General features: G+C 67.1%; 15 protein-coding genes. 4 read left to right on the top strand and 11 right to left on the bottom strand.

The window, feature by feature from the left end; all coding sequences use genetic code 11:
• Genes carB through recJ form a run of 4 tightly spaced genes read left to right on the top strand, consistent with a single transcriptional unit; the run spans position 1 to position 6,464 of the window.
• Positions 1 to 3,243 (top strand): carbamoyl-phosphate synthase large subunit, encoded by a 3,243-nt coding sequence (gene carB / locus D9R12_RS02600; protein ID WP_122227578.1) that lies wholly within the window; start codon positions 1 to 3, stop codon positions 3,241 to 3,243.
• Positions 3,240 to 3,716 (top strand): transcription elongation factor GreA, encoded by a 477-nt coding sequence (gene greA / locus D9R12_RS02595; protein ID WP_122227575.1) that lies wholly within the window; start codon positions 3,240 to 3,242, stop codon positions 3,714 to 3,716. The genes carB and greA overlap by 4 nt, the downstream gene beginning before the upstream one ends.
• 13 nt (positions 3,717 to 3,729) lie before the next feature.
• Entirely contained in the window at positions 3,730 to 4,647 is a 918-nt protein-coding gene (locus D9R12_RS02590; RefSeq protein WP_122227571.1) for a phosphoglycerate mutase, read from the top strand.
• On the top strand, positions 4,644 to 6,464 hold the full coding sequence (gene recJ, locus D9R12_RS02585) for a single-stranded-DNA-specific exonuclease RecJ (protein ID WP_122227568.1): 1,821 nt from the start codon (positions 4,644 to 4,646) through the stop codon (positions 6,462 to 6,464). The genes D9R12_RS02590 and recJ overlap by 4 nt, the downstream gene beginning before the upstream one ends.
• 129 nt (positions 6,465 to 6,593) lie before the next feature.
• Here the strand turns inward: recJ and D9R12_RS02580 are convergent, their stop codons facing one another.
• The 11 genes from D9R12_RS02580 to D9R12_RS02530 form a co-directional block, all read right to left on the bottom strand.
• Positions 6,594 to 7,160 carry an aromatic-ring-hydroxylating dioxygenase subunit beta gene (locus tag D9R12_RS02580; protein WP_122227566.1) on the bottom strand — a complete coding sequence of 189 codons (567 nt, stop codon included), beginning with the start codon at positions 7,158 to 7,160 and terminating at the stop codon, positions 6,594 to 6,596.
• Between the two features lie 114 nt (positions 7,161 to 7,274).
• Positions 7,275 to 8,618, bottom strand: a complete 1,344-nt coding sequence (locus D9R12_RS02575) for an aromatic ring-hydroxylating dioxygenase subunit alpha (protein WP_122227561.1) — start codon at positions 8,616 to 8,618, stop codon at positions 7,275 to 7,277.
• Positions 8,619 to 9,118: 500 nt separating this feature from the next.
• Positions 9,119 to 10,195, bottom strand: a complete 1,077-nt coding sequence (locus tag D9R12_RS02570) for an SAM-dependent methyltransferase (RefSeq protein ID WP_014160578.1) — start codon at positions 10,193 to 10,195, stop codon at positions 9,119 to 9,121.
• 23 nt (positions 10,196 to 10,218) lie between these two features.
• A complete protein-coding gene (locus D9R12_RS02565) occupies positions 10,219 to 11,001 on the bottom strand; it encodes a DUF1295 domain-containing protein (protein ID WP_122227558.1) in 783 nt (260 codons plus the stop codon).
• Positions 10,998 to 11,546, bottom strand: a complete 549-nt coding sequence (locus D9R12_RS02560; RefSeq protein ID WP_014160580.1) for a DUF2878 domain-containing protein — start codon at positions 11,544 to 11,546, stop codon at positions 10,998 to 11,000. Before D9R12_RS02560 ends, D9R12_RS02565 begins: the two co-directional genes overlap by 4 nt.
• Positions 11,546 to 12,829, bottom strand: coding sequence for a class I SAM-dependent methyltransferase (locus tag D9R12_RS02555; RefSeq protein ID WP_043291090.1), 1,284 nt, complete (start codon positions 12,827 to 12,829; stop codon positions 11,546 to 11,548). Before D9R12_RS02555 ends, D9R12_RS02560 begins: the two co-directional genes overlap by 1 nt.
• A 5-nt stretch (positions 12,830 to 12,834) precedes the next feature.
• Positions 12,835 to 13,722, bottom strand: a complete 888-nt coding sequence (locus D9R12_RS02550) for a DUF1365 domain-containing protein (protein WP_122227552.1) — start codon at positions 13,720 to 13,722, stop codon at positions 12,835 to 12,837.
• Entirely contained in the window at positions 13,713 to 14,960 is a 1,248-nt protein-coding gene (locus D9R12_RS02545; protein WP_122227549.1) for an NAD(P)/FAD-dependent oxidoreductase, read from the bottom strand. The genes D9R12_RS02550 and D9R12_RS02545 overlap by 10 nt, the downstream gene beginning before the upstream one ends.
• Positions 14,957 to 15,886: an acyl-CoA desaturase gene (locus D9R12_RS02540; RefSeq protein WP_244671964.1), complete on the bottom strand. Its 930-nt coding sequence runs from the start codon at positions 15,884 to 15,886 to the stop codon at positions 14,957 to 14,959. The genes D9R12_RS02545 and D9R12_RS02540 overlap by 4 nt, the downstream gene beginning before the upstream one ends.
• Before the next feature lie 120 nt (positions 15,887 to 16,006).
• Entirely contained in the window at positions 16,007 to 16,804 is a 798-nt protein-coding gene (locus D9R12_RS02535; RefSeq protein ID WP_014160585.1) for an anti-sigma factor, read from the bottom strand.
• Entirely contained in the window at positions 16,801 to 17,370 is a 570-nt protein-coding gene (locus D9R12_RS02530; protein WP_014160586.1) for a sigma-70 family RNA polymerase sigma factor, read from the bottom strand. The genes D9R12_RS02535 and D9R12_RS02530 overlap by 4 nt, the downstream gene beginning before the upstream one ends.
• Positions 17,371 to 17,387 lie beyond the last annotated feature (17 nt).

Genomic DNA, 17,387 nt, shown 5'->3' with positions numbered 1-17,387 from the left:
ATGCCCCGCCGCACCGACATCAACACCATCCTGATCATCGGCGCCGGCCCGATCGTCATCGGCCAGGCCTGCGAGTTCGACTACTCCGGCGCCCAGGCGTGCAAGGCGCTGCGCGAGGAGGGTTACCGGGTGGTCCTGGTCAACTCCAATCCGGCCACGATCATGACCGACCCGGAGATGGCCGATGCGGTCTACATCGAGCCGATCAACTGGCAGACGGTCGAGAAGATCATCGCCAAGGAACGGCCTGATGCGCTGCTGCCGACGATGGGCGGCCAGACCGCGCTGAACTGTGCGCTGGACCTGGCCGATCATGGCGTGCTGGACAAGTACAACGTCGAGCTGATCGGCGCCAGGCGCGAGGCGATCATGATGGCCGAGGATCGCGAACTGTTCCGCGTGGCGATGGGCGAGATCGGCCTGGAATGCCCCAAGGCCGCGGTCGCGCGCAGCTTCGAGCAGGCCGTGGAGATCCAGGCCACGGTCGGCTATCCGACCATCATCCGCCCCAGTTTCACCCTGGGTGGCAGCGGCGGCGGCATCGCCTACAACCGCGAGGAATTCGAGGACATCATCAAGCGCGGCCTGGAGCTTTCGCCGGTCCACGAAGTGCTGGTGGAAGAATCGGTGCTGGGCTGGAAGGAGTTCGAGATGGAAGTGGTCCGCGACACCGCGGACAACTGCATCATCGTCTGTTCGATCGAGAACCTGGATCCGATGGGCGTGCACACCGGCGACTCGATCACCGTGGCCCCGGCCCAGACCCTGACCGACAAGGAATACCAGCGCCTGCGCGATGCCTCCATCGCGGTGCTGCGCAAGATCGGCGTGGATACCGGTGGGTCCAACGTGCAGTTCGGGATCAATGCGCAGACCGGCCGGGTGGTGGTGATCGAGATGAACCCGCGCGTCTCGCGCTCCTCGGCGCTGGCCTCCAAGGCCACCGGCTTCCCGATCGCCAAGGTCGCCGCCAAGCTGGCGGTGGGCTACACCCTGGACGAATTGAAGAACGAGATCACCGGCGGCAAGACCCCGGCCTCGTTCGAGCCTTCGATCGACTACGTGGTGACCAAGATCCCGCGCTTTGCCTTCGAGAAGTTCCCGCAGGCCGATGCGCGCCTGACCACCCAGATGAAGTCGGTGGGCGAGGTGATGGCCATGGGTCGCACCTTCTCCGAGTCGCTGCAGAAGGCGCTGCGGGGCCTGGAAACCGGCAAGGTCGGCCTGGACCCGACCGGCCTGGACCTGGGCAGCGAGGACGACATGGCCTCGCTGCGCCGCGAGCTCAAGGCGCCGGGCCCGGAGCGCCTGTTCTACGTCGGCGACGCGTTCCGCGCCGGCATGAGCGTGGAAGAGGTCCATGCGCTGTCGTTCATCGATCCGTGGTTCCTGGACCAGATCGAGGACCTGATCGCCGACGAGGCCCGGGTGGCCGCCGAAGGCCTGGGTTCGCTGGACGCGACGCGCATGCGCGAGCTCAAGCGCGCCGGTTTCTCCGACGCGCGCTTGGCCCAGCTGACCGCCACCGACGAGACCGCCGTGCGCGTGCTGCGCAAGGCGCTGGGGGTCAGGCCGGTCTACAAGCGGGTGGATTCCAGCGCGGCCGAGTTCGCCACCGATACCGCGTACATGTACTCGACCTACGAGGACGAGTGCGAAGCCAACCCGACCAACCGCGACAAGATCATGATCCTGGGCGGCGGTCCCAACCGCATCGGCCAGGGCATCGAGTTCGACTACTGCTGCGTGCACGCCGCGCTGGCACTGCGCGCGGACGGCTATGAAACGATCATGGTCAACTGCAACCCGGAGACCGTCTCGACCGATTACGACACCTCCGATCGCCTGTATTTCGAGCCGCTGACCCTGGAAGACGTGCTGGCCATCGTCGAGCTGGAAAAGCCCAAGGGCGTGATCGTCCAGTACGGCGGGCAGACCCCGCTCAAGCTGGCCCGCGCGCTGGAAGCCAACGGCGTGCCGGTGATCGGGACTTCGCCCGACTCCATCGACCTGGCCGAGGATCGCGAGCGCTTCCAGGGTCTGGTCGACAGGCTCGGCCTGAAGCAGCCGCCGAACCGGATCGCCCGCAACGACCAGCAGGCCCTGCTGCTGGCCCGCGAGATCGGCTATCCGCTGGTGGTGCGCCCCAGCTATGTGCTTGGCGGCCGGGCCATGGAAATCGTCTACGGCGAATCGGACCTGGCCCGCTACGTGCGCGATGCGGTCAAGGTCTCCAATGACTCGCCGGTGCTGCTGGACCGCTTCCTGGACAACGCGGTGGAAGTGGACGTGGACATCATCGCCGACAAGGACGGCCAGGTCCTGATCGGCGGGGTGATGGAGCACATCGAGGAAGCCGGCGTGCATTCGGGTGACTCCTCGTGCTCGCTGCCGCCTTACTCGCTGTCGGCCCAAACCCAGGCCGAGCTGCGCCGCCAGGTGGTCGAGCTGGCCAAGGCCCTGAACGTGGTTGGCCTGATGAACACCCAGTTCGCGATCCAGGCCGGCGACGACGGCCAGGACATCGTCTACCTGCTGGAAGTCAATCCACGGGCCTCGCGGACCGTGCCGTTCGTGTCCAAGGCCACCGGCATGGCGCTGGCCAAGATTGCCGCCCGCTGCATGGCCGGCAAGACCCTGGCCGAGCAGGGCGCAATCAAGGAAATCGTGCCGGACTACTACTCGGTGAAGGAGGCGATCTTCCCGTTCGCCAAGTTCCAGGGGGTCGATCCCATCCTCGGGCCGGAGATGCGTTCGACCGGCGAAGTGATGGGCGTGGGCCACAGCTTCGCCGCGGCGATGGCACGCGCGCAGGAGGCCGCCGGCATCAAGGCCCCGCAGCCGGGCAAGGCGTTCGTCTCGGTCCGCGATCCGGACAAGCAGCGCGTGCTGCCGGTGGCCCGGGCGCTGCTGGAGCGCGGCTTCTCGCTGGTGGCCACGGTCGGCACCGCGGCGTGGCTGCGCAAGCACGGCATCGAATGCGAGCTGGTCAACAAGGTGACCGACGGCCGTCCGCACATCGTCGACCTGATCAAGAACGGCGAGATCGTGTATATCGTCAACACCACCGAAGGCCGCCGCGCGATCTCCGATTCGTTCTCCATCCGTCGTGAGGCGCTGCAGCAGCGCCTGACCTATTCCACCACCATCGCCGGCGCACGTGCGCTGGTCAATTCGCTGGAGTTCCGCGGCACCGGCCCGGTGCTGGCGCTGCAGGAACTGCACAAGGAGTTGCAAGCATGAGAGCCCCCATCACCAAGCAGGGCGCCCAGCGCCTGCGTGAGGAGCTGGATTACCTCAAGTCGGTCAAGCGTCCGGAAGTGATCGCCGCCATCGCCGAGGCGCGTGCGCACGGCGACCTGAAGGAAAACGCCGAATACCATGCCGCCCGCGAACAGCAGGGCTTCATCGAAGGCCGGATCAACCAGCTGGAAGCCGAGCTGTCTACGGCCGAGGTGATCGATGTGGCCGCGCTCGATGCCGGTTCGCGCGTGGTGTTCGGCGCGACCGTGGTGCTGGCCCATGTCGATACCGACGAAGAGAAGACCTACCAGATCGTCGGTGACCTGGAAGCGGACATCAAACAGTCGCTTATCGCCATTTCCTCGCCCATCGCCCGTGCCTTGATCGGCAAGAACGAGGGCGACAGTGTGGTCATCGTGGCGCCGGCCGGCGAGCACGAGTACGAGATCATCAGCGTCTCCTACGGCGCCTGAGTCGAACGCCGCGATGGCATCGGCCACGCTGCTGCTGCCGGCACGCGCCCAGCTTGCCGGTACGCTTACGCTCGAGGCTGGCCGGGCGTTGGCCCGCGCCGACCGCACTGTGGGCCAGCCCGGCGAGCGCGCCCAGCTGCGCCGGCATTTCCAGTGGACGCCAGATCATTGGCCGGTCGCGGCGCTGACCCGCCAGCTCGACGCCGGCGACGCGGCCGATGCGCGCTGGTTGCGCGCCGATCCAGCGTTCCTGGCGCCGGACATGACCGGCGCGCGGTTGCTGGCGCACGGCCCGGCGCTGGGCCTGACCGAAGCGGACAGCGCCGCGCTGCTGCCGGCGCTGCGGCCGCTGTTCGGCGATGCCGGTTTGCTCCTGGACGCGCCCGAGCCATCGCGCTGGTACCTGCGCCTGGCCGGCGATACGCCCCTGCCCGAATTTGCCTCGCCCGACGAGGTGCTCGGCGACGATTTGTTTGGCCACCTGCCGCACGGTGATGCAGGCCGCCGCTGGCGCGCGTTGTTCACGCAGGTGCAGGTGACCCTGCACCAGCATCCCTGGAATGCCCGGCGCCTGTCCGAAGGCAAGCCGGCGGTCAACGCGCTGTGGTTCTGGGGCGAAGGCCGCCTGCCGCAGTCGGTGCGCACGCGGTATCGCCAGGTGCGCAGCCGCGAGGAGCTCGTACGCGCGTTGTCGGCGCTTGCCGGCGTGCCGGACCAGGCCCAGGGTGAAGTGGAGGCACTGGTCGACCTGCGCCACCTGCGCTCGCTGGCCCTGTTCACCGATGAGGCGCTGGCGCCGCTGCTGGCCGAGCTGCGCGCCGGCGAACTGGCGCGGGTGGTCCTGGATTTCCAGGATGGTGCCTGCTTCGTGCTGGACGCCGCGCAGCGCTGGCGCTTCTGGCGTCGGGCGTGGACTCGACTGGATCCATGAACGGATCGCCGCGCATCACCCGGCGCGCCGTGCCCGAAGGCGGGGTGTGGCCTGCCTCGATGCCGCCGCTGCTGCAGCGCGTCTACGCCGCCCGTGGCGCGCTGGATGATCTCCAGGCGCGCCCGCGCCTGGCCCAGCTGCACCCGCCGCAATTGCTGTCGGGCATGGACGCGGCCGTGGCGCTGCTTGCCGAGGCGATCGCCAACGACCGCCATATCGTGGTGGTCGGCGATTTCGACTGCGATGGCGCCACTGCCTGTGCGGTCGCGGTGCGCGGGCTGGTGATGCTGGGCGCGCGCCATGTCAGCCCGGCGGTGCCCAACCGGGTGACCCACGGCTATGGGCTTTCGCCTTCGCTGGTGTCGGAGCTGGCCGAACTCAAACCCGACCTGCTGGTCACCGTCGACCACGGCATTGCCTGCCACGCTGGCATCGCCCAGGCGCGTGCGCTGGGCTGGCAGGTGCTGGTCACCGACCACCATCTACCGGGCCCAGCCCTGCCGCCGGCCCACGCCATCGTCAATCCGAACCTGCCCGGCGACGACTTCCCCAGCAAATCACTGGCCGGCGTCGGGGTGATGTTCTACGTGCTGCTGGCCTTGCGCCGGCATCTGTTTGGCGATCCTGCCCCGGTCAAGTCGGGGGCAGGCGCTGATTGTGGGCATCAGGCAGCGGCCATCGAGGGCTGCGCTTCTCGCCAAAAGCGGCCGGACCTGAATGCATTGCTGGACTTGGTCGCGGTCGGCACGGTGGCCGATCTGGTGCCGCTGGATGCCAACAACCGGGCCCTGGTCGCCGCCGGGCTGCGCCGTCTGCGCACGGGGCAGGGCTGCGCCGGCCTGCGCGCCTTGATCGAGGTCTGCGGGCGCCGCGCGCAGACCCTGAGCGCTACCGACATCGGCTTTGCCATCGCGCCGCGGCTCAATGCCGCCGGCCGCCTGGAAGACATGGCCCTGGGCATCGCCTGCCTGCTGTGCGAGCAGGACGGCCCGGCACGCGAGATGGCCGGGATCCTGCACGCGATCAACACCGAGCGCCGCGGCGTGCAGCAGCAGATGACCGATGAGGCCGAGCGGGCGCTGTCCAGGGTCGCCCTGGACGGCCAGAGGCCGCTGGCGCTGTGCCTGTTCGATCGCGACTGGCATCCCGGCGTGGTCGGGCTGGTCGCTTCGAAAATGAAGGATCGCGTGCATCGCCCGGTGATCGCCTTCGCCCCGGCCGAGCCGGGCAGCAGCGCGCTGCGCGGCTCGGCGCGCTCGATTCCCGGTTTTCATATCCGCGATGCGCTGGCCGCCATCGACGCCCGGCATCCGGGCCTGCTGCAGAAATTCGGCGGCCACGCGATGGCCGCCGGCCTGAGCCTGGACCTGGCCCACCTGCCGGCATTCGAAGCAGCGTTTGCCGCCCATGCCGCGGCCACGCTGGATGCCACGCTGTTGCAGGCCGAGCTGCCCAGTGACGGCGAGCTGTTGCCGCATGAGTTCGACCGCGCCCACGCCGAAGCGCTGCGCGACGGCGGTCCATGGGGGCAGGGCTTTGCCGAGCCGCTGTTCGACGGCGTGTTCGAGGTCATCGACTGGCGCGCCGTCGGCGAGCGGCACCTGAAGCTGGTGCTGCGCTGCCCGCAACGGGCCGCGCCGCTCAATGCGATCCACTTCAACGGCCTCGGGGCCGAGCCGCCGCCGGCACAGGTCCACCTGGCCTATCGCCTGGTGCCTGACGATTACCGTGGCGGCGAGGCGATCCAGTTGATCGTCGAACACTGCGCGCCGGCGTCGCCGTCGGGGTACGGCGGCCGTCGATCAGCGGCCGCCTGATGCGATGGCACCATGCAATTGCGGTGCCCCGGCTGATGTGCAGAGCGAAGCCCGGAGATGTCGCGACCACCCCCGAATGCCGGCCTCATGAGGACCCGCAAAGCGCGGCGGGCCGATGTGGGCGTCTTGTTAGAAGAACATGCTCAGGTTGTTCGACAGCAAGGTGCTGGCGTCGAGCAGGATGGTGCGCCTGGCGATGCTGAAGCCAAGGTTGTTGTCGGCGCGGCGCAGCACGTCCCGGCGTTCGCCGGCGAAGATGTCGACCTGGCGCTCAAGCCGATTACGGTACAGGATGAATGCGGAATTGACCTCGAAGGTATCCGGCGTGGCCGTCTCCTTGACGATGACATTGGAGATCAGGTGGCGGGTGCGGGAAGGCGGGTTTTCCGCCCAGCCCAGATCCGAGGTCACCTTGCGGATGCGCCCGTACATGGTTTCGTAGGTTTCGTCGAAATGGGCAAAATCCTGGTCGCCGGAATATTCCAGCTCGCCCTCCCGGATCATGCGGTTGGTGCGCAGCGGCATGAAGTAGCGGATGTCTTTGTCCAGCAGGGCAAACCAGGCCTCGTAGGCCCGGTGGTCAAGCAACTGCGCTTCGCGGTAGTAGAACTGTTCGATCTCGTTCTGCAGCTCAAGGCCCACGGTCTTGCTGGGCCATTCAAAGACCTTGTAGGAATGCGCGGACAGGTTGGTCATGATGGTTGTTCTCTGAGTCAATACCAAGGGGCGGAGCCTCGGCGCGCTGCCTGCGCGCACGCCTGCCCCTGATGGATTTGCATTGGGTTGGAGAGTTTGGCGATCGCGCCGCGCTCAGGGCTTGAGCGTGGCCCAGCTGGGCTCAGACATCATGCGCGACCAGTGGTGATACATGCCCCGCGCCGCTTCTTCGGAATAGACATAGCCGATCTTGCCGGGAAACTCGGGGTGGCCGGTCTGCGACCGGCCCAGACCCATCTGGGCATTGAGCGGCCGGCTCCTGGCCTTGTACCCGCGCAGCACTTTCTGGACCTCGACCCAGTTTTCGCCATCGTCCTGCTCGAACACGCCGCCTGCGGAGAAGGTGCGGATGTTGTGCCGGCGATATTCTTCCTTGATCTCGGCCGGGGCATCGGCATCGACCAGGGTGAAGGCCCACACCTCGATTTCATTGGGGCCGCGCGGGTGCCAGGTCCGGATGGTGTTGACGGCAGTGAGGAACGAACAGGTCGGAAAGACGCTCATGTGCTGGCCGAACATGCGTCGAACCGGCATGCCGGTATGTTCCAGGCGCTGTTCTGCCAGGTCGGCAGCCGGACCCTCGGTCCAGTACTGGGTGACCTTGGGCCCCATCACCGCCATGAGCATGCCCGGCTCGTCGACGAACCAGCCCGAGCCGTGCCCGCCCCAGCCGGCCCGGAACTGGTTGCCCTTGGTGGGCACCTGTGCATGCGACAGGTCCATTTCCGGCGGCATGCCCGCCAGGATGCCGGACAGGTGGGACATGGTGCCGGCGTGGTACATGTCACTGCAGAACTGCTCGGCGGCAAACTTCCAGTTGCACGGAATGACCCACTTCTGCATGCCGCCTATCGCCACGGTCCCGGCCGGCGTGCGATCCAGCATGATGTCCATGTACGGACGGGCGTCACCGAGGTAGGTCTCCAGGTCAGGCGCCTGCGCATCCCAGTTGGCGAAGACCAGGCCCTTGTAGGTGGCCACGCGTGCCTGCAGCGGGCCCCATTCGGCCTTGTCAAAGCCGCAGTCGCCTTCTTTCTTGTCGCAAAAGGCTTCCTTCTCGAACGGCACGTTCACCAGCTTGCCGGCGATGTCGTAGGCCCAGCCGTGATAGCTGCAGGTGAAGGCCTTGGCGTTGCCGGCGTCGGTGCGACAGATGCGCATGCCGCGGTGCCGGCACTGGTTCAGGAACACCTTGATGCTCTTGTCTGGCTGGCGCACCATGACCACCGGATCTTCACCCATGTAAGTCGTCATGAAGTCCCCAGTCTTGGGAATATGGCTCTCATGTCCGAGCAACAGCCAGGAGCGGGCAAAGACCCGCTCCAGCTCCAGTTCGTATAGACCCTGGTCGGTGTAGATGCGCGGGTCCAGCAGGCCTTTTTCCTGATCGACCAGTGCGCGGATCGTCTCCGGTGTCCACTCCGGGGTTCCCTTCACAGGAGACTCGCGGGCTTCTTTCCTTTGATGGATATTCACAGGGGATTCCTGCAGTTCTTTGATCAAAGTATTCATGTTGGACGTCTCCGTTGAGTGCTTCTGACAGGCGGAAGGACAGGTCTCTTCCTCACCAGGTGACTACAAATCTTTCCCGCCACCCACGCCCACGGCAGGATCCTGGGAACGCGGTTCGTTATAATTTCGACATTGTTATCGACATTCGATAACCGCACCGATGCCTATATGGACGACTCGCGGCTGGAGGACAAGCTGCGGTGCAACACGAAGCTGTCGACCACGGTGCAGGCATGATCGCGGCAGGCCCATGGCCACCACACCGCGCTGCCGGGCATGCAGGCGCCGGGCTTGGTGGGCAGGGAGTCTGTTGCTGGATGCCGACAGACGGCATGCTCAACGCACGGATCAGGCGCTGCACGCGGGCAGCTGTAGCGAGCCTGTCCTCTTGCTTCAACAAGAGGCCAGGGCGAGCGCCAATGCGATCAGCGCTTGAACCGGTAGTGGGCGACCATCCACTCGTTGCCGTTGGCGTAGCCAAACAGTTCAGCGCAGGCCATCCAGAACATGCGCCAGCGCTGGTACCAGCGTGCGGCATCGGCCACGCCGTAGGTCTGGCGCATCAGGCCCATGACCTGGTCATGGCTGGCGTCGTGGTTTTCCAGCCAGGCATTGGCGGTCTTCTCGTAATGGGTGCCGGGCAGCAGCCAGCGTTCCTCGATGGAGAGCCGGTCCTGGAACTTGAGCAGCGTGTCGGCCGAAGGCATCAGCCCACCGGTGAAGAAATGCCGGCCCATCCAGTTGCCACTGCCTTCGGTCTCGAACAGGTACAGCAGCTCGCGGTGGCAGAAGATGTGCACGAACAGCTTGCCGCCCGGCTTGAGCCAGGTCGCCACGCGTGCGAGCAGCGCCTGATAATTGCGCATGTGCTCGAACATCTCGATGGAGATGACCCGGTCGAACATTTCCTCCGGCAGCTGCAGCGCGTTGACATCGGCGGTGATGACCTCGACGTTGAAGATCGCGCGCTCGCGGCAGCGCGCCTCGATGAAGTCCTTCTGCGACCTGGAGTTGGAGACCGCGGTGATCATCGCCTTGGGATAGCGCTCGGCCATCCACATGGTCAGCGAGCCCCAGCCGCAGCCCAGCTCCAGGATGCGGCTGGCGTTGACCAGCTCGGCGCGCTCGCAGTACAGGCGCAGCATTTTTTCCTCGGCCTGGGTCAGGTCGCGGGTGCTGTCGTCCCAGAAGCAGGCGCTGTACTTGAGGTTTTTGCCCAGACACAGGCGGAAGAACTCCGGCGGCAGTTCATAGTGCTGGCGGTTGGCGGCCTGGGTCTCCACTGCGATGGCGTCCTGACGCAGGCCATCCAGCCAGGCCTGCTGGCGCGAGAACACTGCCTCGGTGCCGCCCTTGCGTTCGTCCTTCAGGCGCTGGGCGCATTGGCGGCGGATGCCCATGCGCAGCAGCGCGTCGGGCAGCCGGCCGGACTCGGCCAGGCGCGTGGCCAGGCTTTCGCGGACTTCCTTTGCTTCTGAGACGGGCGAATCTGAAGCGGGCATGCAGCAATTCTCCAAGTGTGGCTCTAGCGTTTGCGCGGCAGCGGGAAAAACGCGCTGGTCGTGCGCTGGTAGCGTGCGTAGTCCTGACCGCGGCTGCGCAGCGATTGTGCTTCGGTGTACGGGATACCGGTGACACGGTGCAGGAAGGCCAGCATGAGCGCAGGTCCGCACAGGCTGGCCAGCACCCAGCCCCAGGGCAAGCCGATCGCCAGGAATACATAGGTAAACCAGTGCAGCCATTCGAAGAAATAATTGGGATGGCGCGAGTAACGCCACAGGCCCTGGTCGCAGGTACGGCCCTTGTGCGACGGATCGCGCTTCCACGCCGCCAGCTGGCGATCGGCCAGGCTTTCCCCGGCCACCGCCAGCAACCACACCAGCACGCCCAGCGTGGTCCAGCGCGACCAGTGCGCGACCGGGTTGTGGGCCACCACCCAGAACGGCAGCGACAGCAGCATGATCATCACCGCCTGGGCCATGAAGAACAGCAGGAACTTGCCCTGGGCATCGTGCCAGTGCTGGCGCAGGTAGGCATAGCGCCCATCCTCGTGCGCATCGCCGAACACACGTGCGCCCAGGTGCCAGGCCAGCCGCAGGCCCCACACACCGCCGAGCACGGCCACCAGCAGTCGCGGCAGGGCTGCGCCGGGCAGGGTGCAGGCATAGACCACCGCGCTGGCCGCCATGCCGGCCGCCCACACCACATCGACCACGCCAGCATTGCGCGTGCGGCGCTGCCACAGCCAGGCGCCAAACATCACCAACAGCGCCCCCAGGGACACCCACGCGATCGGCCAGGCGTTCATGGCTGCGCCTTCGCTGTGGCCGTGCTGCGATCCAGGTGGCTGGCCAGCACCACCAGCACACCGGTGGCGGCCGCCCACAGCGCGCCGATTGCAAGCATGCCGATCCATGCCGGCGCAGCCAAGCGCACCGCGTCGAATGACGCCTGTGCGCCGCAGTACGACAGCGGCCCGCCGATCGCCATCACCGGCAGGCTCCAGCGCGGATGCCGTACCAGCCAGCCGAACGAATGCTGCACGGTCAGCCCCAGCGCCATCCACAGCGAGGCGATCCAGACCGGTGCCAGCGACGCGGCGGGCCATGCGGCTGCGTAATCCACCAGTCCGCTGGCGGCAGCGATCGAGTCGATCAGCAGTCCCAGCAGCAAGGCCGCCAGCATGAGCATCGCGTCACCGCGCAGGTGCCAGTGCAGGCCAAAATGCAAGGCGGAAAACACCGCCAGCGCCGCTGGTCCGGCCCACCACAAGCCGCGCCCGGCGCCTGCCACTGCCGCCAGCCACACCAGCTGCAGCGCCAGGTAATTGCGCAGGTTGGGCCACATCGCCATCACACGCCCTCGAGTGCGTACGGATACTGCGCCGCGCGCGCGCCGGGCCTGGTCAGCCACAGGTGCACATCGCCGATGGAGCGCTCCAGGAAGCCGGCTTCGCAATAGGCCAGGTAGAACTCCCACATGCGGATGAAGCGCAGGTCGTAGCCCAGCGCGTGCACCTGCTCCAGCCTGGCCACGAAGCGCTGGCGCCAGGCGCGCAGGGTCAGTGCGTAGCTGGGGCCGATGTCTTCCAGGTTGAAAAGGCGCAGGTCGCTGGCCCTGGCAATGGCCGCGGTCATCGCCGCCACCGACGGGATGAAGCTGCCGGGAAAGATATGCCGCTTGATGAAGTCCACCGAGCCGCGTGCCTGCACGTAGCGATGATCCTCGATGGTGATGGCCTGGATCAGGGCCTGGCCATCGTGGCTGAGCAGGCTGGCGACCTTGGCGAAGTAGGTTTCCAGGTACTGATGGCCGATGGCTTCGATCATCTCGATCGAGACCAGGCGGTCGTATGTACCTTCCAGATCTCGGTAGTCCTGCATCAGCAGGGTGATGCGGTCCTGCAGGCCGGCCTGGGCGATGCGCTGCGCGGCCAGCTCGTGCTGTTCGCGCGAGATGGTGGTGGTGGTGACGTGGCAACCGTACTGCCCGGCCGCATGCAGGGCGAAGCCGCCCCAGCCGGTGCCGATCTCCACGAGACGGTGCTGCGGGCCAAGCTGCAATTTGCGACAGATCCGGTCCAGCTTGCGGGTGGCCGCGGTTTCCAGCGATTCGGTCTGGTCCTCGTAAATGGCCGAGGAGTACATGAGATTTTCATCCAGAAACAACGAGAACAGCGGGTTTCCCAGGTCGTAATGCGCGGCAATGTTGCGCCGGCTGCCGCTGCGCGTGTTGCGCGAGAAGGCGTGCATCAGCTTCATCAGCGCAGCGCCGATCCTGGCCGTGCCACTGTCGAGCGCGTCGAGCAGGTCGCGGTTGCGCACCAGCATGCGCATCAGCGCAACCACGTCGTCGCACTCCCACAGGCCTTCCATGAAGGCCTCGCCAGCGCCGACGCTGCCGTTGAGCGCGGCCATGCGCCAGAACGCCGGATCATGCACGCGCATCCGCGCCTGCAGCAGTGTCGCCTCGCCATCGGGCGTGCCCAGCACATGCAGCTGGCCGCCTTCCTCCAGCACCAGGCGGCACCCGCGCAGCTGTGAGAGGGTGTCGATCAGGCGGCGGCGCAGGATGCGCTCGGTCAGCGATCCGCTGGCGGCCGACACAGGTGCCGACGGAGAACTGGAGGCATCGATACGGCTCATGGGGCAGCCCTGTAGTCGGGATGGTCGTGGACGGGATTGCCGCGCAGCCAGATGCGCAGCGCGTGCCAGTGGATCGCCGTGACCACCTGCAGGGTCATCAGCGGATAGCGCAGCAGCGCCCAGGCCATCGCGCCGGCGCGCATCGGTCGACGCCGCAGGCTGAGCGTGGCATCGAAACGGCGGGGCGCGATCTGGTCATCGGCGTCGGGCTGGCACAGCACGTCCATGTGGACGCGCAAGGCATCGCCGGGCAGCTGGAAGCGCCAGCCATAGTCGTGTTCCATCGCCATGAAGGGTGAGACGTGGAACTGTTTGTCGAAGCGCCAGTGAAAAAATTCGCCGGCGTGCAGCGCTTGCTTGGCTGGCAGCACGTAGGTATGGCGCTGCTTCCAGGGCGTGTTGGTGATCTGCGCCACCAGCGTGTCCAGCGTGCGGCCGTCTTCGGCGAAGCAGTAGTAAAAGGTCACCGGATTGAAGCTGTGGCCGAAGCTGCGCAGGTGGGTCAGCATGCGCACCGGACCGCGCGGGCGATGGTCGATTTCGGCCTGCACACAGTCGCGCACGGCTTCATCCAGCGGCACGGCCGGGTCGCCCAGGTAATCGGAGCGACGGAACTCCACCAGGTTGCGCCTGCCGACCGACCACAGCCAGCGCCGCGCGAATACGCGGTCCAGTTCGCCCAGGTCCAGGTAGGCCATGAACAGCGGCCAGGTGAACGCGTGCGGGCTGGGCGCATGGCGGCGATGGCGCACGTGGCCCACGTACAGCGCGCTGGCCAGTGCGTATCGGGCCGCATCGCGGTTGCCCGCATGGGTCGACGCGTGGGTGCGCGCAGCCGGATCGGCGCTGCGCGGCGCCTCGGTGCGGGCCTGGCTCAGGGCCATGTGATCCCCAGTGCGCGCGCCACCTCGATGCCGGAGCGCAGGCCGTCCTCGTGGAAGCCGAAGCCCCAGCCCGCCCCGGCATGCCACAGGTGCCCACGGCCCTGGATCTGCGGCAAGGCTTGCTGCGCCGCCACCGAGCCCGGGGTCTGGTGCGGATGCCGGTAGGATATCCGCCGCAGCACCTTGGCTTCATCGATCTGGCCGCCCTGGTTGAGGCTGACGATGAAGGGCACCGGCGCGTCCAGCGACTGGAGTGCGTTCATCCAGTAGCTGACCATGCACTGACCCTCGTCGCTGGCCGCGATCTGTGCGTTCCAGGCGGCCCAGGCGCGGCGATCGCGCGGCAGCACGCGAGCATCGGTGTGCAGCACCGTCTCATTGGCCTGGTAGGTGATGGCGCCGAGGATCTGCTGCTCGTCGGGCGCCGCATCGGTGAGCAGGCGCAGGCTGTCGTCGGCGTGGCAGGCCAGCACCACCTCGTCGAACACCGCGCAGCAGTCGGCCGTCTGCACTTCCACCCCGGTTTCCACGCGGCGCAAGGCATGGACGGCTTCGGCGAGCCTGACCTGCACCTTCCAGGTCGACTGCAGCGCCTGCACGTAGCTACTGGAACCACCGCTGACCACCCGCCACTGCGGGCGGCCGCTGAGCTGCAGCATGTGGTGGTTGCGCATGAAGCGCACCAGGTGCTGCATGGGAAAATCGAGGATGGCCTTCGACGGCGAGGACCACAGCGCCGAGGCCATCGGCACGATATGCGCATCTCGAAAAGTGGCCGAATAGCCATGGGCGTCAAGGTATTGGCCCAGCGTCGGTCCAGGCGCGGGCAGCTCCAGCACCGCCGGCGACTGGCGATAGAAGCGGCGCAGGTCGGCGAGCATCTTCCAGAACCTTGGGCTGACCAGGTTGCGCTTCTGGCAGAACAGGCCGGCCAGGTTGCCGGCGTTGTATTCCAGCCCGGTGCCCGCGTGGCTGACCGAAAAGCTCATCGTGGTTGGCTGCGATGCCACGCCCAGGGTCTCGAGCAGGCGCGCAAGCAACGGATAGTTGTCCGGGTTGAACACGATGAAGCCGGTGTCGACCGGGTAGTGCCGACCGCCGACTTGGATGTCGTGGGTATGCGTGTGCCCACCCAGGCGGTCCCCGGCCTCGAACAAGGTGACCGCGTGGCGCTGCGACAACGCCCAGGCCGCGCCCATGCCGGCGATCCCGCCCCCGACCACCGCGATCCGGCTCATGCGCGGCCCCGGGCGGCCCTGATCAGGCCGGCCGGCACCGGTTTCAGGTCGCGGACCAGGCCGAGCCAGGACATGGCCTTCAGCCCGTACCAGGTCAGGTCCACCTCCCACCAGCGGAAACCCTGGCGCGCCGATCCCGGGAAGAAATGGTGGTTGTTGTGCCAGCCTTCGCCAAAGGTCAGCAGCGCCAGCATCCAGTTGTTGCGGCTGTCATCGCGGGTGTCGAAGCGGCGCGAACCAAACTTGTGCGACAGCGAGTTGATCGTGACCGTGGCATGGAACAGGACCACGGTGGAGATGAAGAACCCCCATACCAGCAGCTGCCAGGCGCTGGTGCCCAGCTGCGGCGCAGCCTCTTCAAGCCAGCCGCCGAGCGCGAACAACCCGGCCGCCAGCAGCACCGGCAGCAGGATGTCGAAGCGGTCGATGAAGCGCAGTTCGGGGAACTTGCGCAGGTCCGGGATCGCCTCCCAGCGCGTGCGAAACCCACGCGGGGTCAGGAACCAGCCCATGTGGCTCCACCAAAACCCGTGCTGACCAGGCGAATGCGGGTCCTCGGCGGTGTCGGTGACGCGGTGGTGGTGGCGATGGTGTGCGGCCCACCACAGCGGCCCGCGCTGCACGCTGGTCGCGCCGATCGCGGCAAACACGCCCTGCACCAGGCGCGAGGCCTTGAAGGTCTTGTGCGAGAAGTAACGATGGTAAAACGCGGTGATGGCGAACATCCGCAGCACGTAAAGTGCCGCCGCCACGCCCACGGCGAACCACGACCAGCCGACCCAGAGCACTGCGATGCACATCAAATGCATCGCCACGAACGGCAGTGCGCGCAGCCAGTCGATGCGGTCGGCACGGGCCGGTTCCAGCGGCGCCTGCACGCCGCTGTCGAACCAGCGCAACAGCGCCTGCCACCAGCGCGTGCGCAACGCCGGTTCGATCGGGGACGAGGCTTGCGCCGCGGTAGCCGGTGACTCGTGCACGCAGGGTCCTTGCGCGGGGGATGTCCAATGGTTACGTTGGCTGCATCCATCCGGATGCAGCCCGGCTCAGGGCGAGAGCAGCGCGGTGATCGCGCCCTTGGCCACGGCCGCGCCGGTTGGCGCGCCGGAAGGCGAACCGCCGGGCGCCTCCATGGTGACGGCCAGCAAGGCATCGGTGCCCAGCAGGCTGCGCAACCTCTTCGGCAAGGTGTGCTCGGCCACGTGCTCGGGATCCAGCACGCCCATCGAGACCGGTCTTCCACCCCTGGGAATGATCCACAGCTCGGGCGCACGGCCAGGCTGCACAATGGGGTGCATCGGCATGATCATCATCTTGCCGGTGCGCCCGTCCATGGTCGCCACGTAGCCGGTGCTGCCATCGTCCTGGGTCAGCGCGGCCACCATCTGCGGCATGGCCGGGGCCGGAGGTGGCTGCACGATCGCCGGCGCCGGCAGCGGCCGCACCGGCGGTGCACGCAGCACCGAAACCAGTGCCAGCACCGCCACCACCGCGCTGGCAAAGCCGCCAATCCCCAGTCCGCGCCACAGACCCAGGTTGTCCCAGAGGCCGCGCCTGGGCGCAGTGTCGATGGCAGGCACCGAACGCGTCAGCGGGGCCAGACCCAGCGCATGGCTGATGCGTGCCCACAGGTAGTCGGGCACGGGCACCGGCAGGAGCTGATCGACCAATGGGCCGAAATGGACTTCCCAGCGCTGCACCTCGGCGGCGAACACCGGATCGCTGGCGATCAGCCCGGCCACCTGTGCACGAGCCTGCGCGTCGAGCACGCCCAGCACATACTCTCCGGCCAGCACATCGCGCTCGGGTGGATCCTGTTCGAAATGGCGCGTCGAGGTGTTCATCGTTCCAGGCACGCCTTGAGCTTGGCCAGGCTGCGGCGGATCCAGCTTTTCACCGTCCCCAGCGGCGCGCCGCTGCGCGTGGCCAGCTCCTCGTAGGTGCTGCCTTCATAGAAGGCCTTGCGGATCAGCGTGCGGCGCTGCAGTTCCAGCTCGTCCAGGCAGGCTTCAAGCCCATGCGCCTGCATCGCGGCGTGGGCGAGCTGATCGGCTGCTTCTGCACCATCCACCAGTTCCGGTCCCAGCTCGATCGGCACCGAGTTGCGCTCGTTGCGCGAGGCGCGCAGGTGGTCGATAGCGCGGTTGCGCGCCATCATCGACAGCCAGGTCAGGCCGCTGGCCTTGGCCGGATCGAACTGCGCGGCCTTGCGCCAGACGTTGCTGTAGACCTCCTGGAGCACGTCTTCGGCCTCGCTGCGCTGGGGCAGCAGGCGCAGGCAGACCGCGAACAGGCGGGGCGAGGTGGCCCGATACAGGCGTTCGAAGGCGGCGGTGTCGCCGCCTGCGGTGGCCAGCAGCAGCTGATCGGCTTCTTCTGCAGACGTGCTGCGCTCGGTGGAGTCCGCCATGCGGTACTGGCCTTGTG

The organism is Pseudoxanthomonas spadix (genome assembly GCF_003703395.1).
Classification (GTDB): domain Bacteria; phylum Pseudomonadota; class Gammaproteobacteria; order Xanthomonadales; family Xanthomonadaceae; genus Pseudoxanthomonas_A; species Pseudoxanthomonas_A spadix.
Note: the sequence above shows the minus strand (reverse complement) of the source record. Positions and strands in the feature narration are given on the sequence as shown.

Coding starts and splice junctions, on each gene's coding strand:
- carB (WP_122227578.1), top strand. CDS start 1: ATGCCCCGCCGCACCGACATCAACACCATCCTGATCATCGGCGCCGGC.
- greA (WP_122227575.1), top strand. CDS start 3,240: ATGAGAGCCCCCATCACCAAGCAGGGCGCCCAGCGCCTGCGTGAGGAG.
- D9R12_RS02590 (WP_122227571.1), top strand. CDS start 3,730: ATGGCATCGGCCACGCTGCTGCTGCCGGCACGCGCCCAGCTTGCCGGT.
- recJ (WP_122227568.1), top strand. CDS start 4,644: ATGAACGGATCGCCGCGCATCACCCGGCGCGCCGTGCCCGAAGGCGGG.
- D9R12_RS02580 (WP_122227566.1), bottom strand. CDS start 7,160: ATGACCAACCTGTCCGCGCATTCCTACAAGGTCTTTGAATGGCCCAGC.
- D9R12_RS02570 (WP_014160578.1), bottom strand. CDS start 10,195: ATGCCCGCTTCAGATTCGCCCGTCTCAGAAGCAAAGGAAGTCCGCGAA.
- D9R12_RS02565 (WP_122227558.1), bottom strand. CDS start 11,001: ATGAACGCCTGGCCGATCGCGTGGGTGTCCCTGGGGGCGCTGTTGGTG.
- D9R12_RS02560 (WP_014160580.1), bottom strand. CDS start 11,546: ATGGCGATGTGGCCCAACCTGCGCAATTACCTGGCGCTGCAGCTGGTG.
- D9R12_RS02550 (WP_122227552.1), bottom strand. CDS start 13,722: ATGGCCCTGAGCCAGGCCCGCACCGAGGCGCCGCGCAGCGCCGATCCG.
- D9R12_RS02545 (WP_122227549.1), bottom strand. CDS start 14,960: ATGAGCCGGATCGCGGTGGTCGGGGGCGGGATCGCCGGCATGGGCGCG.
- D9R12_RS02535 (WP_014160585.1), bottom strand. CDS start 16,804: ATGAACACCTCGACGCGCCATTTCGAACAGGATCCACCCGAGCGCGAT.
- D9R12_RS02530 (WP_014160586.1), bottom strand. CDS start 17,370: ATGGCGGACTCCACCGAGCGCAGCACGTCTGCAGAAGAAGCCGATCAG.